Here is a 1560-nt window from a genome sequence, read left to right as displayed (position 1 = left end):
GACCCAGAGCCGGTCCGGCCCGACGACCGCCGCACCGAAGACCTCCCGCCCGACGGTCGCCGACCCGACGCACTGGCGCGGCATCGCCCCCGACCCGCACGCCGACCGCAGCCTCGCCGAGGACACCAGCCCGGAGGCGGTGGCCCGGTTGCGCGCCCGCAGCCGGGCGCTGCTGGCCGACGTGCTGCGCCCGCACCGCGCCCGGCTGGGCGCCGCGGTGGCGCTGCTGCTGACCCAGAACGCCGCCGCCATGTCCGGGCCGTACCTGGTGATGCTCGGCATCGACCGGGCCATCGACCCGCTGCGCGAGGGTCGGCCCGGTCCGCTGGTCGCGGTCGCGGTGGCCTTCGCCGCCGCGGCCGGCATCGAGTACGCGGCCCGGCGCGCCTTCCTCGCCCTCTCCGCCCGGATCGGCCAGGCCGTCCTGCTCGACCTGCGCCAGCGGGTGTACGCGCACTTCCTGCGCCTGCCGGTGGCCTTCCACGAGCGGTACACCTCGGGCCGGATGATCTCGCGCCTGACCAGCGACATCGACTCGATCGCCGAGTTGGTCGACGGAGGCGTGGAGAGCCTGGTGATGGCGGCTCTGACGATCGTGTCGGTGGCCGGCATCCTGCTCTGGCTGGACCTGCCGCTGGCGGCGGTGACCCTGCTCGCCTTCCCGCTGCTGTTCTGGTTGTCCCGCTGGTTCGCCCGCGCCTCGGCCGCCGCGTACCGCCGGACCCGAGAGGCGATGGCGCTGGTCATCGTGCACTTCGTGGAGTCGATGCGCGGCATCCGGGCGGTGCAGGCGTACCGCCGGCAGGAGCGCAACCAGCAGATCTTCGCCTCGGTCAACGACGACTACCGGCACAGCAGCCGGCACGCCTTCCGCCTGATCGCGACGTACTCCCCGGGGATCAAGCTGATCGGCAACGTCACCGTGGCGGTGGTGCTCTGCTACGGCGGCGCGCGGGTGCTGGGTGGCGAGACCGGCGTGGGCGTACTCGCGGCCTTCCTGCTCTATCTGCGCCGGTTCTTCGAGCCGATGCAGGAGCTGAGCCAGTTCTACAACTCGCTCCAGTCGGCCACGGCCGCGTTGGAGAAGCTCGCCGGGGTGCTCGACGAGCGTCCGGAGGTCGCCGAGCCCGCGCAGCCGGTGCCGCTGCCGCGCGGGCCGACCCGGGGCGCGGTGGAGTTCCGGGACGTGTCGTTCGGCTACCACACCGGGCGGGCGATCCTGACCGGCCTGGACCTCGACATTCCCGCCGGGCAGACGGTGGCGCTGATCGGGCCGACCGGCGCCGGCAAGTCCACCGTCGCCAAGCTGCTGGCCCGGTTCCACGATCCGACCGGCGGCACGGTCAGCCTCGACGGCGTGGACCTGCGCCAGGTGGCCGACACCGAGTTGCGCCGGACGATGGTGCTGGTCACCCAGGAGACCCACCTGTTCGGTGGCACGGTCGCGGAGAACATCCGGTTCGGTCGGCCGGACGCCGACGACGCCGCCGTCGAGGCCGCCGCGCGGGCGATCGGCGCGCACGACTTCATCGCCGCGCTGCCCGGCGGGTACGCCACCGA

1 protein-coding gene is annotated in these 1560 nt (G+C 73.7%); it reads left to right on the top strand.

Annotation, left to right across the window (positions count from 1 at the left end):
- A partial coding sequence (locus EYA84_RS31680) for an ABC transporter ATP-binding protein (RefSeq protein ID WP_236146077.1) occupies positions 1-1560 on the top strand: 1560 nt, incomplete at both ends.

This window comes from Verrucosispora sp. SN26_14.1 (assembly GCF_004307965.1).
In the GTDB taxonomy this organism is placed as follows: Bacteria; Actinomycetota; Actinomycetes; order Mycobacteriales; family Micromonosporaceae; genus Micromonospora.
Note: the sequence above shows the minus strand (reverse complement) of the source record. Positions and strands in the feature narration are given on the sequence as shown.